22 protein-coding genes are annotated in these 17,260 nt (G+C 64.8%); 14 read left to right on the top strand and 8 right to left on the bottom strand.

All coding sequences use genetic code 11. The annotated features are described in order from the left end of the window. Window positions 1-14: 14 nt before the first annotated feature. Window positions 15-596 (bottom strand): phosphotransferase, encoded by a 582-nt coding sequence (locus tag GJV80_RS07260; protein WP_255455569.1) that lies wholly within the window; start codon window positions 594-596, stop codon window positions 15-17. Window positions 597-1,262: 666 nt separating this feature from the next. After that, window positions 1,263-1,739 carry a MarR family winged helix-turn-helix transcriptional regulator gene (locus GJV80_RS07255; protein WP_230208215.1) on the bottom strand — a complete coding sequence of 159 codons (477 nt, stop codon included), beginning with the start codon at window positions 1,737-1,739 and terminating at the stop codon, window positions 1,263-1,265. Window positions 1,740-1,894: 155 nt separating this feature from the next. Between GJV80_RS07255 and GJV80_RS07250 the strand changes: the two genes are divergently transcribed. From GJV80_RS07250 to GJV80_RS07230, 5 genes are all read left to right on the top strand, one after another. Then, window positions 1,895-2,224, top strand: a complete 330-nt coding sequence (locus tag GJV80_RS07250; RefSeq protein WP_195909219.1) for a cupin domain-containing protein — start codon at window positions 1,895-1,897, stop codon at window positions 2,222-2,224. A 347-nt stretch (window positions 2,225-2,571) separates the two neighbouring features. Further along, window positions 2,572-3,636, top strand: coding sequence for an acyl-CoA desaturase (locus tag GJV80_RS07245; protein ID WP_230208214.1), 1,065 nt, complete (start codon window positions 2,572-2,574; stop codon window positions 3,634-3,636). Window positions 3,637-4,209: 573 nt separating this feature from the next. Further along, window positions 4,210-4,872 carry a class I SAM-dependent methyltransferase gene (locus GJV80_RS07240; RefSeq protein ID WP_154687320.1) on the top strand — a complete coding sequence of 221 codons (663 nt, stop codon included), beginning with the start codon at window positions 4,210-4,212 and terminating at the stop codon, window positions 4,870-4,872. 46 nt (window positions 4,873-4,918) lie between these two features. Then, a complete protein-coding gene (locus GJV80_RS07235; RefSeq protein ID WP_154687319.1) occupies window positions 4,919-5,194 on the top strand; it encodes a hypothetical protein in 276 nt (91 codons plus the stop codon). An 84-nt stretch (window positions 5,195-5,278) separates the two neighbouring features. Continuing rightward, window positions 5,279-5,710, top strand: a complete 432-nt coding sequence (locus GJV80_RS07230) for a pyridoxamine 5'-phosphate oxidase family protein (RefSeq protein ID WP_154687318.1) — start codon at window positions 5,279-5,281, stop codon at window positions 5,708-5,710. Between the two features lie 77 nt (window positions 5,711-5,787). Here GJV80_RS07230 and GJV80_RS07225 read toward each other — a convergent pair whose 3' ends face one another. Both GJV80_RS07225 and GJV80_RS07220 read right to left on the bottom strand, forming a co-directional pair. Beyond that, window positions 5,788-6,765: an aldo/keto reductase gene (locus GJV80_RS07225; protein WP_195909217.1), complete on the bottom strand. Its 978-nt coding sequence runs from the start codon at window positions 6,763-6,765 to the stop codon at window positions 5,788-5,790. A gap of 281 nt (window positions 6,766-7,046) precedes the next feature. Continuing rightward, complete coding sequence (locus GJV80_RS07220; protein ID WP_195909216.1) at window positions 7,047-8,318, bottom strand: MFS transporter; 1,272 nt, start codon at window positions 8,316-8,318, stop codon at window positions 7,047-7,049. A 135-nt stretch (window positions 8,319-8,453) separates the two neighbouring features. On the opposite strand from GJV80_RS07220, the gene GJV80_RS07215 reads away from it, so the two are divergent. The 3 genes from GJV80_RS07215 (at window position 8,454) to GJV80_RS07205 (ending at window position 10,007) form a co-directional block, all read left to right on the top strand. After that, a complete protein-coding gene (locus tag GJV80_RS07215) occupies window positions 8,454-8,633 on the top strand; it encodes a hypothetical protein (RefSeq protein ID WP_154687316.1) in 180 nt (59 codons plus the stop codon). Between the two features lie 105 nt (window positions 8,634-8,738). After that, window positions 8,739-9,227 (top strand): DUF427 domain-containing protein, encoded by a 489-nt coding sequence (locus GJV80_RS07210; RefSeq protein ID WP_154687315.1) that lies wholly within the window; start codon window positions 8,739-8,741, stop codon window positions 9,225-9,227. A gap of 345 nt (window positions 9,228-9,572) precedes the next feature. After that, window positions 9,573-10,007, top strand: a complete 435-nt coding sequence (locus GJV80_RS07205; RefSeq protein WP_195909215.1) for a nitroreductase/quinone reductase family protein — start codon at window positions 9,573-9,575, stop codon at window positions 10,005-10,007. A 50-nt stretch (window positions 10,008-10,057) separates the two neighbouring features. Here GJV80_RS07205 and GJV80_RS07200 read toward each other — a convergent pair whose 3' ends face one another. After that, window positions 10,058-10,756 (bottom strand): esterase family protein, encoded by a 699-nt coding sequence (locus GJV80_RS07200; protein ID WP_154687313.1) that lies wholly within the window; start codon window positions 10,754-10,756, stop codon window positions 10,058-10,060. Then, window positions 10,753-11,133, bottom strand: a complete 381-nt coding sequence (locus GJV80_RS07195) for a VOC family protein (protein WP_154687312.1) — start codon at window positions 11,131-11,133, stop codon at window positions 10,753-10,755. Before GJV80_RS07195 ends, GJV80_RS07200 begins: the two co-directional genes overlap by 4 nt. A 151-nt stretch (window positions 11,134-11,284) precedes the next feature. Here GJV80_RS07195 and GJV80_RS07190 point away from each other — a divergent pair, with 151 nt between their 5' ends. The 5 genes from GJV80_RS07190 (at window position 11,285) to GJV80_RS07170 (ending at window position 15,147) form a co-directional block, all read left to right on the top strand. Beyond that, window positions 11,285-11,998, top strand: coding sequence for a TetR/AcrR family transcriptional regulator (locus GJV80_RS07190; protein ID WP_195909214.1), 714 nt, complete (start codon window positions 11,285-11,287; stop codon window positions 11,996-11,998). A gap of 138 nt (window positions 11,999-12,136) precedes the next feature. Further along, entirely contained in the window at window positions 12,137-13,015 is an 879-nt protein-coding gene (locus GJV80_RS07185) for a P1 family peptidase (RefSeq protein WP_154687310.1), read from the top strand. Between the two features lie 114 nt (window positions 13,016-13,129). Next, window positions 13,130-13,486 (top strand): YciI family protein, encoded by a 357-nt coding sequence (locus GJV80_RS07180; protein ID WP_154687309.1) that lies wholly within the window; start codon window positions 13,130-13,132, stop codon window positions 13,484-13,486. A 160-nt stretch (window positions 13,487-13,646) separates the two neighbouring features. Further along, window positions 13,647-14,219: a dienelactone hydrolase family protein gene (locus tag GJV80_RS07175; RefSeq protein WP_154687308.1), complete on the top strand. Its 573-nt coding sequence runs from the start codon at window positions 13,647-13,649 to the stop codon at window positions 14,217-14,219. Between the two features lie 331 nt (window positions 14,220-14,550). Continuing rightward, a complete protein-coding gene (locus GJV80_RS07170; RefSeq protein ID WP_195909213.1) occupies window positions 14,551-15,147 on the top strand; it encodes a Type 1 glutamine amidotransferase-like domain-containing protein in 597 nt (198 codons plus the stop codon). An 86-nt stretch (window positions 15,148-15,233) separates the two neighbouring features. On the opposite strand, the gene GJV80_RS07165 is transcribed toward GJV80_RS07170, so the two are convergent. Further along, window positions 15,234-15,512, bottom strand: a complete 279-nt coding sequence (locus GJV80_RS07165; protein WP_154687306.1) for a hypothetical protein — start codon at window positions 15,510-15,512, stop codon at window positions 15,234-15,236. Between the two features lie 346 nt (window positions 15,513-15,858). Between GJV80_RS07165 and GJV80_RS07160 the strand changes: the two genes are divergently transcribed. Beyond that, complete coding sequence (locus GJV80_RS07160) at window positions 15,859-16,641, top strand: GNAT family N-acetyltransferase (protein ID WP_230208375.1); 783 nt, start codon at window positions 15,859-15,861, stop codon at window positions 16,639-16,641. 155 nt (window positions 16,642-16,796) lie between these two features. Here the strand turns inward: GJV80_RS07160 and GJV80_RS07155 are convergent, their stop codons facing one another. Beyond that, window positions 16,797-17,216: a GNAT family N-acetyltransferase gene (locus GJV80_RS07155; RefSeq protein WP_154687305.1), complete on the bottom strand. Its 420-nt coding sequence runs from the start codon at window positions 17,214-17,216 to the stop codon at window positions 16,797-16,799. Window positions 17,217-17,260: the final 44 nt, after the last annotated feature.

Raw genomic sequence — 17,260 nt, 5'->3', positions numbered from 1 at the left:
TCACTTCGGGGACGTCATCGTGACGCTGTGACGAATGGGAACTCGAGCTTGGTGAGGATCTGTGTCGCAGTGAGCACCGCCGCCTGCTCCCAGCCGATCAGGTCGAGGATTCTCGTCCACAGCCGACTTCGGGCACAGTCCAGCCGATCCTGGAAGGTGTACCACCGAAGGGTGGTGAGATCAGTTGCTCGCGTGCCGCTACCGGCGTTCCCGATATCGACGACCGCCACCACCGCTCCGTCACGAACCCGGACGTTGTCCGGCTTGAAATCGGCATGGACCATGTCCGGTGCTTCTCGTGGTGGTGGGGCGTCGGCAGACAGCAACCGCAACCGCTCGACCAAGGCCGACACCACGGGGGAGTATCCCGACAGGTCGGCCACAGCCCTCGTCAGACTCGGAGCAAGGTCTTGACCGTGTTCTCGGCCGGCGGCGAGCCGCCAGGCGTACGACGAGTGGTCATACGGCTCGGAGGCCCGGCCCGCTTGGAGTTCGATGATCTCCATCAATTGATCAACCAGCGGCGCCATGCAGTTTCGCGGCCTTCGGAATCTCGATCCCGGTCGACGATCGACCCGCGGGTGATCGGCGCTAATGTCACCAGACGTGGGTGTTGAAGACGTGGCCTTGCGCGCAATCGGCGAAGAGGATCTGTCCTTCCTGCAGGACCTGATCACCGATCCAGCAGATGAGGGTTCGTTCATGTGGTAGGGCTATCGAGATCCTCGTGAATGGCGTCGGCGTTGGGAGTCATCGCCCAACCTCATCAACGACGCTGGCGGGATTCTCCTGGTCACCGTGGCTCAGGAACGGGCCGGCTTCGTGACCTGGTCGCGAGAACAGTGGTTCGGCCGGCCCTGCTGGAGTCTTGGCATCCAGCTGGCTCGCGGCGTCCGGGGCCAGGGGGATCGGGACCCGAGCTCATCAGCTCATCATCAGCTATCTGTTCTCCCAAAGCTTGCCCGACCGGATCGAGGCTTATACGGAAATAGGGAATATCGCTGAGCGCCGGGCCTTGGAGGGCTCAGGTTTCGAACTGGAAGGCACCCTCCGGCACGCAAGTTTTCGAGGTGGTGAATGGCACGATGGAGTGCTTTACAGCATCATCAGGGACGACGCGCGTGTCCCGCCCGGACAGGTGGTGGACGACACGACCCGTGTGATACCCAGCTGACGACCCAGACGGGTCGGCGGTCTTTCCAATCAGCCGTCACCCGACACTCCCCGCCCGGAGCGAGGCAATCCCGCTGAACGGCTGATCCTCATCCCCTCGTCGAGGACCGCTGGGTGAGCCAGCCGGGGAGATCGCCGACCCGCTGTTGGCCGGCGACGTCGGCGAGTGACTCGACCATCGCCTTGAAGCGGGCCACGCCGAGCTGTCGCCGCCATCGGGCCATCACCCGCTCGAAGCCGACCGCACTGGCCGCCAACAGCTCCTCGGCGCGGGGCGTGCGACGGAGCAGGACCGCCCGCCGGTCGCTGGGCATCGCGTCCCGGACGACGTACCCAGCCTTCTCGAGGCTGACTGTGGTCTTCGCTGCCGCCTGCTTCGAGACTCCGAGACGCTGGCCGAGTTCGTTGATCGTGCACCCGTCGGGCCCGATTGCCTGGAGAGCGAAGCCGTGCATCGGCCGCGCCTCAGGATGGCCCTGTTCGGCGAGTTCCTGATGGAGCGCGTCGATGCTGTCACGGAACGCACCGGCCAGAAGCAGTACGACCCGCCATCCCGGCTCGCTCACCGACACACCTCCAGATCGACTACCAGGTTGACGATACTGCATCTGAATGCGTACCGTGATAGACAACGTTGTTGTCTACTACTGGAGTCCACACCATGCCCGCTGCCAAGATCGCCCGATCGGATGCCCGCGTCACCGAGACGCCGAACGCTTCGATGACGACCCTCGCCTCGCCCACGCAGGGCGGCACCAAGATGCTGAGTCTGTGGCGTGTCCGCTTGCGTGCCGGCCAACGCGGCCCGCGGCACAGCTTCGATGTCGAGCAGGCGTGGCATCTGCTGGATGGTGCAGCGCGCGTCTGCGTCGACACCGAAGCCATCGATCTGTCGGCCGGCGACACCGTGGTCATCCCGGCTGATGTCTCGCGACAGATAGGCACTGAGTCCGGAGCATTGTTCGTCGTCTGTGGCGGCTCGCAAGGCTCGGCCACACCGATCTCCGCCGATGGCCCCGGAGAGCCGGTTCCGCCCGCCTGGATCGTCTGACCCGAACTGCTCCGCCTTCCGCATGATCATCGGCCACCCGACCACGTCGGTGCAGCCGGGTTCGGATCCGGATCCGGCATGCGAGGCAATATCGGATACTGGCCATGTCGGATCATGATCACGGCTGGGCAATCGGCTAGGTTCATCTGGCCAAGTCGTCGCAATTGGACGGTCGGCATGAGGTAGCAGTCTGGTTGTGCGGGTACCTACAGGTATCGGTGGCGAGGGGCATGGGGCTGACTCGGATCGAGCCCGCGCGTTTGGAGGAGCTGATGAGTGAGACTGCCGTGCCTGGCCGGACCCGGCGAACGTCCGGGCGGCTGGCGGATGGCCGCCCGGTTGGTCAGATGTCTGGGGATCGCGGGACCGGCCGGCACCTGGCCAGCTCCTATACCGATCTGACCCGCCGGGTGCGTGAGGAAGGTTTGTTGGGCCGGACCCTTGGGTTCTACCTGTTGCTCTCCGCCGGGCTGATCTTGGCGCTGGGTGGAGCGATCGCTGGGCTGTTGCTGCTGGGCGATTCGTGGTGGCAGCTGATGATCGCTGCCGTGCTGGGCGTCATCTTCAGTCAGTTCGGGTTCCTGGGTCATGAAGCCGCCCATCGGCAGATCTTCACAACGGGGAAGACCAATGATCGCGTCGGCCAGCTCCTGGGAACAGCGTTGGCCGGCATCAGTCACTCCTGGTGGACCAACAAGCACAGCCGGCATCACGCCAACCCCAACCGGATCGGCAAGGACCCCGACATCGAGGGGGAGGCGCTGGCGTTCTACGAAGCGAAAGCTGAACGTCGTCGAGGGTTGAGTGCAATGATCGCCCGCAAACAGGGCTACTTGTTCTTCCCGATGCTGACCCTGGAGGGCATCAACCTGCACTTTGCCTCCGTGCGATTCCTGCTGAGCCCGGCCAGTCCGGCGAAGAGTCGATGGCTGGAGTTGGGGTTGATCACGGGTCGCTTCCTGCTCTACCTCGGCCTGCTGTTCTGGGTGCTGCCGATGGGTCTGGCACTGGCGTTCCTCGGGGTGCAGCTGGCGGTCGTCGGGATCTACCTGGGAGCCACGTTCGCGCCGAACCACAAGGGGATGCCGATCATCCCGGCCGGTACGAAACTGGACTTCCTGAGCCGCCAAGTGCTCACATCGCGAAACATCAAGGGCCGGTTCTGGCCGACCGTGTTGATGGGTGGCCTGAACTATCAGATCGAACATCACCTGTTTCCGTCGATGCCGCGGCCGCATCTGGCTCGCGCCCGGCAGCTCGTCAAGGCTCACTGCCAAGATCTGGGTGTGCCGTACACCGAGGTGTCCCTGGCGCGGTCCTACGCGACGGTGATCTCCTACCTGAACCGGGTCGGGCTCGCCGCCCGGGACCCGTTCGTCTGCCCGGTGGCCTCCAGGCTCGGCCGGGACTGACCAACACCCGATTCACCCGAGTTGATCCATCGCGTCCTGTGCCCGTCGGTCGTCAATCCCAGATAGCCGCCGAGCATCCGGTGCAGGGCGTTGAGTGCTTCGTCGTTGCCACGAGCGACCTCTGATCGTGATCCAAGGCTTCTGGCCACCTGCATCAGCGCAGCTTCGATGGTTTCGAACGTGAGTTTGGGTTCGGGTTCGCGTGCTCGGTGAGAGCCGCGACCGGAGGGGTCTGCAGCTCGGCGTGGATGTCTCCATCAGAATTCGTCTCCGGGATGCTCGGAGAGAGTCTTCACGAAGGCATCGAGGAGACGCAGCGAGGCCGGATCGAGCGGCAGCGTTCGAAGAGTGTTCGGGTGTCTCGAACCAGGCGCGCTGTACGTGGCCCGGGAGTGACGAACGCCGCAGCCGGGTTTCAAGGCGTGCAAGGCCGCATCATGTCAACCGTCCTGATCTTGTGCGTGGGTGTGTCCGACCGGAGATCTCCCGCCAACCTTCCGTCGGCAGACCTCGGTTGTATGATCACCAGGAACCTGGTTTGAGACGCGCCCCGACCATGGCAGACTCACCAGAGTGAGCTCTTCGCCTGCGTTTGCGACTGACCACGCCACGGGCGCCTACTACGAGCAGCGAGCCGCCGAGTACGACGATTGGTACACCGGCCGCGGCTTGTACGCCGATCGTGACCGGCCCGGATGGGATCCCGAGGTCGACGAGATCGTCGGGCTGGTACGCGGGTTGCCTGGTGTCCGCACCCTCGATGTCGCTTGTGGGACAGCGTTCTTGACCCGACACCTGCGCGGCTATGTCGTCGGCGTCGATCAGAGCGCGTCGATGGTGGGCATTGCACAAGCACGGCTGCCTGATGGCTTGGCCATCGTCGGCGACGCCCTGCACCTGGCGGTGGCTGACGGCTCGTTCGATCGCGTGTTCACTGGTCACTTCTACGGGCATTTGCCACCGGGGGAGCGCGCGGCATTCCTGAATGAGGTTCGCCGGGTCGCCGTCGAGTTGATCGTCATTGATGCTGCTCGCCGACCAGGAGTGGACCCGGAACAGCAGCGCCAGGAGCGGATCCTCAACGACGGCTCCCGTCACCATGTCTACAAGCGGTATTTCTCGGGCGACCAGTTGGCCCAAGAGATCGCAGGGGAGGTCCTTTTCGACGGTGATTGGTTCGTTGCGGCCAAAGCCTCTTGGACCCAGGATTCGGTTGCCGCGGCAGCCCGAGGCTGACCAGACGAGTAGGTCGTGCCCGCCGCTCGGGCTACCGTCGTAATCCATGATCAACTACGTCCTTGGAGCACCTGGCTCTGGCAAGAGCCTGATCATCCCGCGACTGCGCGAGCTGCTGCCAGATCGGGTGGTGCTCGACTGGGATGCCTTCATGGGCCCGGCCGGCGAACTCGCCGGTGCCCCGATCCCGGAAACTCCGCAAACCTGGCAGCCCTACGGGCGGCTCGTCCGAGCCGTCGCCGACGCTGCCAGCTACCGAGGCCTCGGGCTACCCATCGTCGACACTACCCGCCTTTCCCGGACGATGTTGCCCGTGCTGTAGTCGACAAGATCATCGACACGGCCCCCAATCCCTAGCCGACGTTCTTGTGGGAGGACCGTCAGACCCTCACTCTAGAGTCAGGGCGTGAAACTCACAGACCACCTGTCATCGGCCGAACGCGAACATGTGGAAGCACGGTTGCGATCGAATCTCATGGCCTGGTTCACCACGGTGGATCCGGCAGGCCGGCCCACCAGCGTGCCGGTTTGGTTCCTGTTCCAGGACGACGAGACCGTACTGATCTACAGCCAACCGGGGAAGAAGAAGCTACGGAATCTCGCGGAGAATCCCCACGTCGCGTTCGGGCTTGACGTTACTGACATCGGGCGCAGTAACATCCGGATCGCGGGCGACGCCTTCGTTGCCGACGACGTCCGTCCCGCCGATGAGAACCCCGCCTACCTGGCAAAGTACCTGGAACGCATCGGTGCGCTGTTCGGTAGCGCGCAGACCTTTGCGGAGAAGTTCACCGTACCCATCGTGATCGTTCCGGGACGGCTCATGACCGGACCTTGAGGTCCCTGCGCGAGCCTCGTGCAGGGTCAGTCGTTTGACCTGATCATGCACGAGGCTGGTCGGCGCTGCGGGTCGTCCTACTGGTGGCCCTGAATGGTGTGTGGCGTGTAGGCGGCTTCCAGTTCCTCGATCTCGTGATCATCAAGCGTGATGTCCACGCTGGTCAGTGCCTCGGTGAACTGTTCGGGCTTGGTAGCGCCGACGATCGGGGAGTGCACGAACGGCTTGCCCAGCATCCAGGCGAGTGCCACCCCCGCACGCGGGACACCACGCTCGTTGGCGATCTTGGTGACCGCCTCGACGATGGACTTGTCGCCCGGATCGTTCAGTGACGGCTTCGGCTGGTTGAGCTCGGAGCGAGCGGTGCCCCGTACGCCCCAGTCTCGCACGAGCCGACCGCCGGCCAAGGGACTCCACGGGATGACACCGACACCGGTCGCGGCGCAGTACGGCATCATCTCCCGCTCCTCCTCGCGGTAGAGCAGGTTGTAGTGGTTCTGCATAGAGATGAACGGTGTCCAGCCGTTCGTCTCAGCGACGTTCTGCAGCGCCTGGAACTGCCAGGTCCACATCGATGAGGCACCGATGTAACGAACCTTGCCGGACTTGACGACGTCGTGCAGCGCCTCCATCGTCTCCTCCATCGGCACTTCGGCGTCATAGCGGTGGATCTGGTAGAGGTCGACGTAATCCATGTTGAGCCGGCGGAGGCTGTTGTCGATCTCGGCCAAGATCGCCTTCCGGGACTGGCCGTGTCCGTAGGGGCCGGGACGCATCTCGCCGTGCACCTTGGTTGCGACCACGATGTCGTCGCGGTCGGCGAGCTCGCCGAGAATCTTGCCGGTGATCTCCTCCGAGCGGCCGGTCGAATACACATTGGCCGTGTCGAAGGTGGTGACGCCGGCGTCCAGGGCCTGCTTGATGATCACCCGGCTCTCATCCTCGCCGATCGCCCAGTTGTGCCGGCCGGAACCGCCGCCGAAACTCATGCATCCCAGGGTGATCTGCGAGACCTTCAAACCGCTGTCGCCGAGTCGTACTACATCCACCGTCATGTCTGGCTGCTCCTCATCGCTTCGTTGATCGACCCCGTACCCGGTCGGTCTGGTATCGACCCGCATCGCGGGCCTCGACCGCGCTCCGGACCGGTTCTGCCTCCATCCTTCGCCGGATCAGCGTGTGCCGCAACGCCGCTGCCGGGTACTGGGACGCGCCTCTGCGTGACCTGAGTCGACCAGTGCGCGGAGCCGGACCCGCGTGGGCAGGGCCGGAGCGGCTCGCCGACGACCTGCCGCGTGGACCGGATCGCCGCGACGGGGTGAAAGCGGTTATCGCTCTAGAGCCCGTCGGATTCCACCAGCCGCTCGCCTTCCAACGGTTGTGTCCCGGCGGTACGGCGCCGCAATGGTTCCAGGAGGCGGGCGATCAGGACGACACCGACGCAGTTGACGAGTGCCAGTGCGACCAGCGGCGTCCAGGTCGCCAAGGCTCCGCGGGTGAGTAGCGCCGTCAACAGCGCTGGGCTCACGATGTCGCCAATGCCGAACGCCAGTTGGTACACGCTGTTGTAGCGGCCGCGGGTGCGATCGTCGGCCGATTCGTTGACAACCGCCGGGACGATCGTGCCCTGCACCAGCTCCATCACCGTGATGCAGACGGCGGCACCTATCGCCAACACGATCCCCGCCGCGAGCGGAACGCCGGCGGTGGCGAGCAGAAAGCTGTAGCCGAGAGCTGTGATGAGCTGGGAGGCGACCAGGCTGAGGCTGCGACGGCGGCCGCGGATGATGCGGAGGACCGGTGCTGCACCGAGTGCACCCAGAGCTGCGTTGACGGCCAGTATGCCGCCCGGCACCCAGGCCGGCAATCCGACGTCGTTGACCAGGAACACCGGTACGGCCACGCCGAACGCCAAGGTCAGCAGCGCGAAACCGAGGGTCAGCGAGACGAAGAGGAGGAAGGGGCGGTCGCGGAGGATCGCCGACCACGATGCCGGCCGGGATCGATCGTGATGCCAGGATGGACCGTTGGCTGCGCTTGGTCGTCTGTCCAGGAAGACGAGCAGGGCTGCGGTGGCGAAGCTCACGGCGTTGGCGGACACGATCGCGTAATAGCCGGTGTTTCCGCCGATTCCGACAGCCGCGCCGGCAGCGACACCACCGAGTCCGAGCCCGGCATAGCGCAGGCCGGTGATGACGCCGAACCAGGACTCCTGGGATGACCCGCGCGCCACCTCTTGGACGAGAGCCGGGTACGCCACCCAGAAGGCGGAGTTGCCGAGTTGCACAACGATGGCAGAGGCCACGAGGTGGCCGAAGGAGTGCACGAAGAGGTAGCTGGTGAATCCGAGGACCTGCAGGAGATTGGACACGATCACGACCCGTCGCGGGCCGAACCGGTCGATCAGCCCACCCACGCCGAGAGTTGCCGGGATTCGGCACAGCGCCGCTACGGACAGGGCGAGCCCGATGGCGCTGAGCGTCAACCCGCTGGTCGCCTGGAAGTAGAGCAAGGAGAACGGAATGAACGCCCCCGTACCGAGGGCGTCGATGGCAAAGGCTGCCAGGAGGCGTCGGTGGCCTCGGACCGCAAGCAGCGTCGTGCGCACAGAAGTCTTCCTCCAAACAAGGCCGGTGAGCCAGCCCCGAACGAGGCAGGACGTGTGACGGTAGGCAGCGTCGGAATCGGTCGTCAACGCGTTTACCGCTCCGTCTCAGCACAGCGACGGTGCCAGACTGAACGCATGGCCATCGACCTGGACGAGCAGTGGTTCCAAGGGCTCGACGAACTCCGCTTCGCCGCGACACCGAAGCGCTTGCGGGCGGTCTTGGAGGGGCAGACCGTTATGGACACCCGTGATGCACTGCTGGTTTACGAGCCCCGGCGGGTCGTCCCGTGGTACGCGGTCCCCCCGGTGATGTGAACTTGCCGTTGACCGAGTACGACCCGGCCCGCTGCCCGAACTTTCCACCCCCTTACTGGCACCCGGCCACAACGACTGGCACACAACGCCGGCCGATCCCTGCATTTGAACGGCTACGGCGAGGTCGCGTTCCGTCCCGACGAGCCGAGCCTCGGGGGCCGGATCGTGCTGCACTGGGAGCCGTTCGCCTGGCTGGAGGAGGACGAACGGGTGATGGCCCATCCGCATGATCCGTTCTCCAGGATCGACGTGCTGCGCAGCGATCGCCGGGTGCGTGTGGAGATCGGCGGAGTCACCGTGGCCGAGTCGTCCCGGCCCATGATGCTGATCGAGACGAAGCTGCCGGTGCGCTGGTATCTGCCACGAGAAGACGTCCGCATGGACCTGTTGGCGCCCTCGGAAAGTCATACAGTCTGCGCCTACAAGGGCATCGCCTCCTACCTCAGTGCTCACAACGCGCCCGACGTCGCCTGGTTCTACCCGGATCCGCTGCACGACGCGCTCCGGGTCAAGGACATGGTCTGCTTCTGGCGAGCCGCAACGGTGATGGTCGACGACGAGCCCGTGGACACCTCGATGCCGGGCTCACCGTGAAGATCGGAAGTGTCCGGTTGCAGTGACGATGGGTGAAGATGACTCGACAGCAGGTCGGGCGAGGCTAGTCTCACGTCGTGTGGAACGGCCGGAGGCTGGTCCGAGTCGCGAGGGTGCCCGCGTTTGTCGCCGCGGTATGCGACCTACTCCGCGGCTCTGTGCAACCATCAGCACAACGCCGTCTGGAGCGTCGCGCTGCGGGGTGGGATCGGGCCGATCGCCTGGGCGGCGGTGGCAATCCTGGCCGTGTCGACGGCCGCCCCGGCACGTCAGAGTTCCGGCCGCCATAGCGCCAGAAACCCACGTCCGGCGATCCCCTGGGAGCGATCCGTTGAGAGTTGGTGCGTGACTGTGCGGCGCCGAATCGTCGTCTGGATCAATCGGGTCCTCAACCTCGTGGTCCGAGGGCTGCGACTTCGGCGCTTTCGTGGCGCCGACCTCCTGTTGTTGACCACAACCGGAAGGAACACCGGACAACCGCGGACCACACCACTCCTGTACATGCGCGACCATGATCGCTGGATAGTCGCCGCCTCCAACGCCGGAGCAGACTGGCAACCGGGATGGTGGTTGAACCTCCGAGCCGGATACGAGGGCGTCGTCGAGGTCGGGGGTCGGCGTACTCCTGTTGTTGGGATCGAGGTCAGCGGTCCGGAGCGCGACCGCCTGTGGCATCAGCTGAACGAGCGCGTGTTCGACTACGAGTCCTACCAGGCCAGGGTTCAACGTCGCATCGCGGTAGTCGCGCTGGAGCCGCAGACGTCGAGGTCTCCAACCTGACTCGGTACGACTTGATCAACTTTCTCAGGCGAATCGGCAGTGCCCCTTCGTCAGGATGTGAATGCCCACGCGACCATCAGCGGGAACTCGGCTGCCCAGAACGGGTCGCCGTGATCACCGTCTCGCTCGGTCATCATGACGTCGGCGCCGGCATCCCGGAGCGCGTCGGCCCAGCGGGTCGCGTTCTGCAGGAAGAAGGGCTCCTGGGTGCCGGCGACGAGATAGGTGCGGGGCAGTTGCTTCGGCATCGGCGCGGGTGGTCGGTAGCCGCCGCCGGGTGAGGCGGAAAAGATCGCACCGTAGATGTCTGGATGGCGAAGCCCGATGGCCAGGGAGAGTTCTGCGCTGGCCGACACGCCGCACACGGCAGTGCGTTCGGTGTCGAGCGGGACGGCGAAGCGCGACCGTACCCATTCGCGCACGTCTCCGACGAAGAACTTCTCATGGGCATCGAACCGATCCTTATCGAAGGACGGTGAGTACTCCTTGATGCGCACCATCTCGTCCTCGGCATCGGTTCGATGGGCGCCGACGATCATCGTCGGCGGCACGTGGGCTGCTTCGAGGTATCCGCCCCACTGCGAGATGAGCTGACCGTCACCGGCGAACACAACGGCTTCGGGCGGTTCTGGCGGCAGGTAGACGGTGACCCGGCGGCCGCCGTCGTAGTCGAAGGTTTCCGTCAGGAACTCTCCCGCGATCGGCTCGGCGGGCGTCGGGATCGGGGATCGATGATTTGTGGGCGTCATGAGGCGGTGTCGTGTTGGAGTGGCGTCCGGTCGCCGATCGACCATCGATGTCCGAACGGGTCGATGAATCCGCCCTGTTTGTGTGTTCCCCACGGGGCCTCGTGGTCCGTGGCGGGTTGGACGTCAGTGGCGCCGGCTTCAGCTGCCCGTTCGATGAGCTGGCCGGGGTCATTCACGAAGACCTCGATCCGTGTGGTGGTCAGGTGTGCATCGATCGGGCTCTGCTCCTTCTCCTTGCCTGGTACGGCTTCGTGGAGCAGGAACGGAGCGCCGCGCAGGTGGAGTGCGGCGACGGATCCGAGGTTCCACAGCTCCGCCGCGCCGAGCGCACTCTTGTACCAGCTGACTGCCGCGGGAGTGTCGGGGACGATCAACATGACTGAGACGGACGTCTGATCGGTTGGTGTCGTTGTCACAATCCTGCACCTCGCTCGGGTTTGTGCACAGCCGCATGGAAGCTGGGCGGCTGACATGCCTGCTGTCGGTCCGGTTGGCCGGCGAATTCGATATGGTGCTACCATAGCGACAATGGGATCGGATGTAACCGTGCAGGCAGAAGAACCTCGCGCCCGTCCGTACCGATCCGAACGCCGCCGACTGCAGGCGCGACGGACGAGGCAGCGCATCCTCGCCTCGGCGGCCGCAGAATTCTCCGCCCGCGGATACGCCGCAACCACCGTCGCGGGAATCGCCGCGGTCGCAGGCGTATCGGTGCCGACGATCGAGCAGGTGTTCCGAACCAAGGTGAATCTCTTGCAGGCGGCCATCGACTGGGCGATTGCCGGGGACGACGAGCCGTCACCGATTCTGGACCGGCAAACCATCAGGAGCGCGGCCGAAGCACCGGTGGTCGACGACTTCCTCGCTGCAGTCAGCGCGGTCGTTGTCGATGTCGCCGAACGAGCCGCCGGCCTTGTGCTGGTCGCACTCGAGGCGGCCGCAGGGGAATCGCGCCTCCAATCGCTGGCCGAGCAGCTCCGCAGCAATCGCGACATCATGGCCGGCTGGATCGTCGACGAGCTTCGGAAGCGAGGGGCGCTCAGACGAGGGATCGATCGGCGTGAGGCTGTTGACGTCGTGTGGTTGTTGATGGATCCCGCCGTGTACACCCGACTTCGCGCCGAGCGCGGGTGGAGCCGGCAGCGGTTCCGGGAGTGGTTCGCCGACAGCACCGCCCGGCTGGTGACCGATTCCTCTGGCCGGACGGGCCCGGCACCCGAACGCGCTCAATCGCTTCCTTGAGTTTGGGAGTGGTCGGTCGCCCTCATAGTTTCCACAGCAGAAATCTGATCCGGCACGTCCAGCTGATGGAAGAGTGGATCGGGTTGCAGACGGTCTACCGGGCTGCCGTACGGTGATTGGTTCCAGAGGAGAGTCGACGTGGATTTCGCGGTGCATGGTGTCAGGGTCGGTCATTGGAGCGATCCGGTCGGTGAGACCGGATGCACGGTCATCGAACTTCCGGCCGGGTCCGCGGCATCCTATGAGGCCCGGGGAGGCGCACCCGCCTCGCGCGAGTTGGAATTGCTTGAGCCGGACAAGGCGGTGACATCGGTCGACGCTGTGCTCCTGACCGGCGGTTCGGCGTTCGGTCTCGGCGCAGCCGATGGGGTGATGCGCTATTACGAGGAACGCGGCCGGGGTGTACCCACGCCAGGCGGCAACGTACCGATCGTTCCGACGCTGGCGCTCTTTGATCTCGGTGTCGGTGACAGCCGCGCTCGGCCGGACCCCGATTCCGGGTATGCCGCCGCAGCGGCGACGAAGGCTGAGCAGATCCTCCGGGGCAGGGTAGGCGCTGGTTCGGGTGCCTATGTCGGACATTGGCGTGGTCCCGACGGACGGCGTCCGGGCGGCCTCGGCTACAGCGAACAGCGACTCGATGACGGCGGCCGCGAGCTGGTGGTTGCGGCAATGTGCGTTGTCAATGCCTTCGGCGACATCGACCACGGTGGCGGGCCGATCTCATTCGAGGCGGTGCGTGACCTTCACAAGGTCTTCGAGTTCGAACAGGGCAGGAGCCACACAACGATCGGCGTCGTGGTCACGAACGCCAGGCTCGACAAGACCGGCTGCCGGATCCTCGCCCAGGGCGGTCACGACGGAATCGCCCGCTCGCTCACTCCACCCCACACCCGCTTCGACGGCGACGCCATCATCGCCGCCGCCACGGGGGAGATGGAGACCCCTATCGACGTGGTCCGGATGATGGCGGTGGCAGCTGTCGCGGAAGCAGTCCGGTCGGTCGATGCCGCCTGAGCGTGAGGAATCCTGATCCCAGTACGGATGTGTGTCTCAGATCACATGAGTTCCCTGTCGAAAAGGACGCCTTGGTTCGACGTAGGGCTGAAAGAAGCGAAACCGAGGAGAACCATGAACCAGTACGCAGTCTTGATCTACGCCGGAGATTCGGCACACCGGCCCGACGCCACCCCGGCAGATACCGCTTCGTGCGATGAACACGCCGACCAATTGGTGGCTGACGGAGCGATGCTCACAGCGTACGCCTTGACGCCCCGAGACATGGCGAAGTCTGTTCGAGCGCCCGGCTTGATCACCGATGGTCCGTTCACCGAGGCCAAGGAGATTGTCGCTGGGTTCTACGTGATCGAGGCGGCAGACATCGACATGGCAATCCGGATTGCACAAACGAATCCGGCGATCGCCGAGGGCGGCGGGGTTGAGGTCAGGCCGGTTGCATCCGGGGGTGTGGTCCGCGAGCCGTCCTGACGGACCCGACCGTTCCGGTTGCTGTCCCATACCGAAGTGCGCGTGGCGACCGGCGTCGGCTGCGGCAGGTGATCCTCTTACCTCAACCTGTGCGTGCGCGGCCGACGTTGCCGTTGTTGTGTGGACTGGAAGCGACTGGGGATTGCGAGACACTCGACTCGTGGATGTCGTGATCTTCCACTCGATGTACGGCTTGCGTCCGGTCGAGCTGGCGGCGGCCAGTCGCATCCGAGCCTTGGGGCATCGAGTCGTCGTGCCTGACCTGTTCGACGGTGAGACCGTGCCGGGTGACGTTGAGGCGGGATCCCGGCTGATGTCTTCGGTCGGCTGGCCGACGATCGTCGGCCGAGCGGCTGACGCGCTGACCCAGGTTTCGGATGAGGCAGTGTTGATCGGATTCTCGATGGGCGTCGGCGTCATCGGTCAGCTGTGGCCGCACCGCACTGCTGCCGCCGCGGTGGCCTGCCTACATGCGCCGACGCTGGTGCCGCAGGGCTTGCGGCGGGGGATGCCGGTCCAGCTGCATGTCGGGATAGGAGACCGGTTCGCCCCGGCGGAGCAGGTCATGGAGTTTCTCCGGAGCGCGGAGGAGGCCGGTGCAACGCCCTTGATCGGCGAGTATCCCCGTGCAGGCCACATGTTCATGGACGACTCGCTGGAAGATTACGACGCTGCGGCGGCCGCCGCGACCTGGCAGGCACTCGTCGGGATGCTCGACACGGCCGAACAATGATCGTGTTGAACCGGCCGAACGGCGTCGGCGCTCCCGACCGACCCGAGCTCAACAGCGATAGGCAGACACTTGCCGAGCGCGGCGTGATTGGAATCACGACGCGGAGACCGCATTCTGCCCGCCGGAGGCTCGAAACTGTCAACGCGGTCGTCATTCCGATGACCCTGCAAGTCTGATCGAGGGCGATCGAGCGATGAGTCGAACTCGGTTGCAGGGGTCTGGACCGGCGGAGAGCATGGGAGACGTGCCAGGGACTCTTTACCTCGGATCTGGAAGCGCGGCAGACGAGACGCCGTTGTGGCGCTTGATGTTCCATCGGCCAACGACGAGAGTGGTGTACTGGCCGTTCGCCCTGCCGGCAGAGATGTTGGCCTCGGCTGAAGGATGGTTGCGAACCCATCTGGATCTTCTCGGAGTCGGCTACCAGCTGGACACCTGGCAGAGCCTGGGTGATCATGCGCCGTCCGAGTTGGACACAGCACAGGTTGATCTGCTCTTCGTCGGCGGTGGCAACACGTTTCGGCTGCTGGACCAGGTAAGGCGGTGTGGCTTCGTCGAGTCCGTTCGTCGGTTCTGGAATAGCGGTGGCGACTACTACGGCGGAAGTGCCGGCGCCCTGTTGGCGTGCGACAGCATCGAGATCGCTGAAGGCCATGATCACAACGAACCGGGGCTTCGGGACCTGACAGCGCTCGGCTTGCTGCCCGACGTCGCGGTGCTGCCGCACTTCACCGACGATCAGCTTGGCGAAGCCACTGAGTGGAGCGCGAGCCGAGACACTGTCGTAATCGGACTGCCGGAGTCCGTCGGGCTGTGGTGGCGAGAGCAGACGGCGACGGTGGTCGGCGCTGGAACCCTGACCCGGATCCGCGACGGCGTCGGCGAACATGTGGCATCCGGGACCACTTTTGAAATAGCGCCACGCTGACCCGCGCCGCGCGGCGATTGAGCCTGATCGTCTGTGTGCAGGCGATTGGCGGCAGACACGAGGACTACGCTGATCGGTTCGTCGACCTAGGTCGTGATGGCCTCGCCCAGGTCAGGCGGCATGTCGCACTCCTGGAGTTTGACCGCACCCGTTCGTCCATTCTCGATGAGGCGAAGCCAGATCTGCCATCCACGGCCGGCCGCGTTGGCGGTCGTCCACTCGAGCAGGTCGGTGAGGTTGGCGCCGGTGATCTCGTATTCGTCGGAGACGCGTTGCGCGTCCCAGAAGTACACACGAAAGACCGGGTGCGAGTCTTCCCATTCGATGTCTCGCGGGTCCGCGGGTGTTACGTGCAGGTTCGTCACTGCACGGTTCTCCTGGCTTCGACGCGGGACTTGCAATGGCGAATCGATCATGCCACTGCGTGACGTTGTACCGGGTCACGTGACATTCTCCGCGATGATCATCCTGTCGCTGATTGGCGAATCGTCGCCGTTGATCACCAGTCGCGGATCGTGGTTCCGGGATTACATCTCAGTGGCGGCTACCGGCAGACCTTCGACGCCGACACGATCGTCAGGCTGCCGGCCGTCTTCGACGATTTCGGCGGCCAGATCGTCGGGTCGGTGTGCGTAGCCGGAAACCCATTTGGAGCTTCCGGTGGTAACTCGCCGACTGTTCAATCTCGGTGAAACGGCGTCGGCCGTGATCATGATCTCGCAGCGGCAGACGACCGCAGACTCATATGTGACGTTGCGGACGTCGACGACGATCGTCGCGAAGGCCGCGCTGCCGGGCATCATCAACCCAATGGGTCCGAACCCGATCAGAAACGGCCGTAGTCCGCGCCACCTGGGAATGGCTCAGATTCCTCTTGCGGGACGCGGCTCGTGGTGTTTGGCTGCGAGGATGTCGAACACGACTGGAGGCGCCGTCGCTGCCAGTCAGTTGAGCATGCCTTCTCTCGTGCCGGCGGCGGGGAGCGTGACCCTGCGGGCGTTCCGATCGACCGACGTCCCGATGATCCAGAACTTGTCGAGTGATCCGTATGTGCCAATGATCGGATCGCTCGATCACGACGCGCCGGCTGAACAAGCCGCGACGTACATCGATCGACAACATGATCGACTCATCTCGGGTATCGGATTCTCCTTCTGCGTCGCCGACGTGCAGACTGATGAGCCGCTTGGGCAGGCCGGGTTGTGGTTGAGAGAGCTGCCCTCCGGCAGAGCGACCGCAGGCTATGCGATTGCACCAGTTGCCCGCGGGCAAGGCCGTGCCGCGGAGGCGTTGGTGGCCCTGACAGCGTTCGGATGGTCGCTGTCCCAGCTCCACCGGATCGAGCTGTACATCGAACCTTGGAACGTCGCCTCGCTACGCACTGCCGACGCGGCCGGCTACATCTGCGAGGGTCTTCTGCGAAGTCATCAAGCGATTGGCGGTCGGCGGGTCGACATGCTCTTGTACGCATCGATTCGAGCAGACGGCGCTTGACCGGCCATGCCGCATCGACCTCTCGGCAGAACATAGGCTGGCTTCGGTCCGGGCACAACGGACTTCCAGACGATGTGATTGCTGCTATCGCTGCCGACACCGGGACGGATCCGGATCCGAGACCCAGCAAGCACAGTCGGCAGAGTGTCCGGGCGTCATGCTGGCAAAATGACGCGGCCCAAGAGCCAGGAGTGCTTGCCGACCTGCCGAATCCGATCGAAACCGTTCTCTTCGAAGAGCTCGACTGTCGCGGAGAAGATGTAGGGGACCGATCTGCGCCCATCGACCGCCTGGGACACGGCCTCGATACGCCCGCCACCAGACTGAGCGATGAGATCTACCGCACCGGCAAGTGCTGATCGGGCGACACCGGACCGACGATGGCGCTTGTCGGTGAAGATGCAGATGATGCGCCAGTCCGCAGGGCGCGGCGGGTCCTGATCATAGGCTTTCCGGTGGGTGCCCATGACGCCGCCGTTGCGCTCGGCCAGATCGGCGAAGGCTCCCCAAGTCGTCGCGTCGAGCGGCTGGACAGTGTACGAAGCACCGGCGGACTGGCGGTCAGGGATAGTCATGGGGCACATCCTCCTGTCAGCGCCTCGGTGCGCCACCCAACTGC

It is taken from the genome of Microlunatus sp. Gsoil 973 (assembly GCF_009707365.1).
Taxonomy (GTDB): domain Bacteria; phylum Actinomycetota; class Actinomycetes; order Propionibacteriales; family Propionibacteriaceae; genus Microlunatus.
The sequence above is the reverse complement of the archived record's forward strand: the minus strand, read 5'-3'. Positions and strand labels throughout refer to the sequence as shown.

What these genes read in the sequence shown, in the direction of transcription:
- GJV80_RS07250 (WP_195909219.1), top strand. Translation starts at nt 1,895, where the DNA reads ATGACGACCCTCGCCTCGCCCACGCAGGGCGGCACCAAGATGCTGAGT.
- GJV80_RS07245 (WP_230208214.1), top strand. Translation starts at nt 2,572, where the DNA reads ATGTCTGGGGATCGCGGGACCGGCCGGCACCTGGCCAGCTCCTATACC.
- GJV80_RS07235 (WP_154687319.1), top strand. Translation starts at nt 4,919, where the DNA reads ATGATCAACTACGTCCTTGGAGCACCTGGCTCTGGCAAGAGCCTGATC.
- GJV80_RS07225 (WP_195909217.1), bottom strand. Translation starts at nt 6,765, where the DNA reads ATGACGGTGGATGTAGTACGACTCGGCGACAGCGGTTTGAAGGTCTCG.
- GJV80_RS07215 (WP_154687316.1), top strand. Translation starts at nt 8,454, where the DNA reads ATGGCCATCGACCTGGACGAGCAGTGGTTCCAAGGGCTCGACGAACTC.
- GJV80_RS07200 (WP_154687313.1), bottom strand. Translation starts at nt 10,756, where the DNA reads ATGACGCCCACAAATCATCGATCCCCGATCCCGACGCCCGCCGAGCCG.
- GJV80_RS07195 (WP_154687312.1), bottom strand. Translation starts at nt 11,133, where the DNA reads ATGTTGATCGTCCCCGACACTCCCGCGGCAGTCAGCTGGTACAAGAGT.
- GJV80_RS07190 (WP_195909214.1), top strand. Translation starts at nt 11,285, where the DNA reads ATGGGATCGGATGTAACCGTGCAGGCAGAAGAACCTCGCGCCCGTCCG.
- GJV80_RS07180 (WP_154687309.1), top strand. Translation starts at nt 13,130, where the DNA reads ATGAACCAGTACGCAGTCTTGATCTACGCCGGAGATTCGGCACACCGG.
- GJV80_RS07160 (WP_230208375.1), top strand. Translation starts at nt 15,859, where the DNA reads ATGATCTCGCAGCGGCAGACGACCGCAGACTCATATGTGACGTTGCGG.
- GJV80_RS07155 (WP_154687305.1), bottom strand. Translation starts at nt 17,216, where the DNA reads ATGACTATCCCTGACCGCCAGTCCGCCGGTGCTTCGTACACTGTCCAG.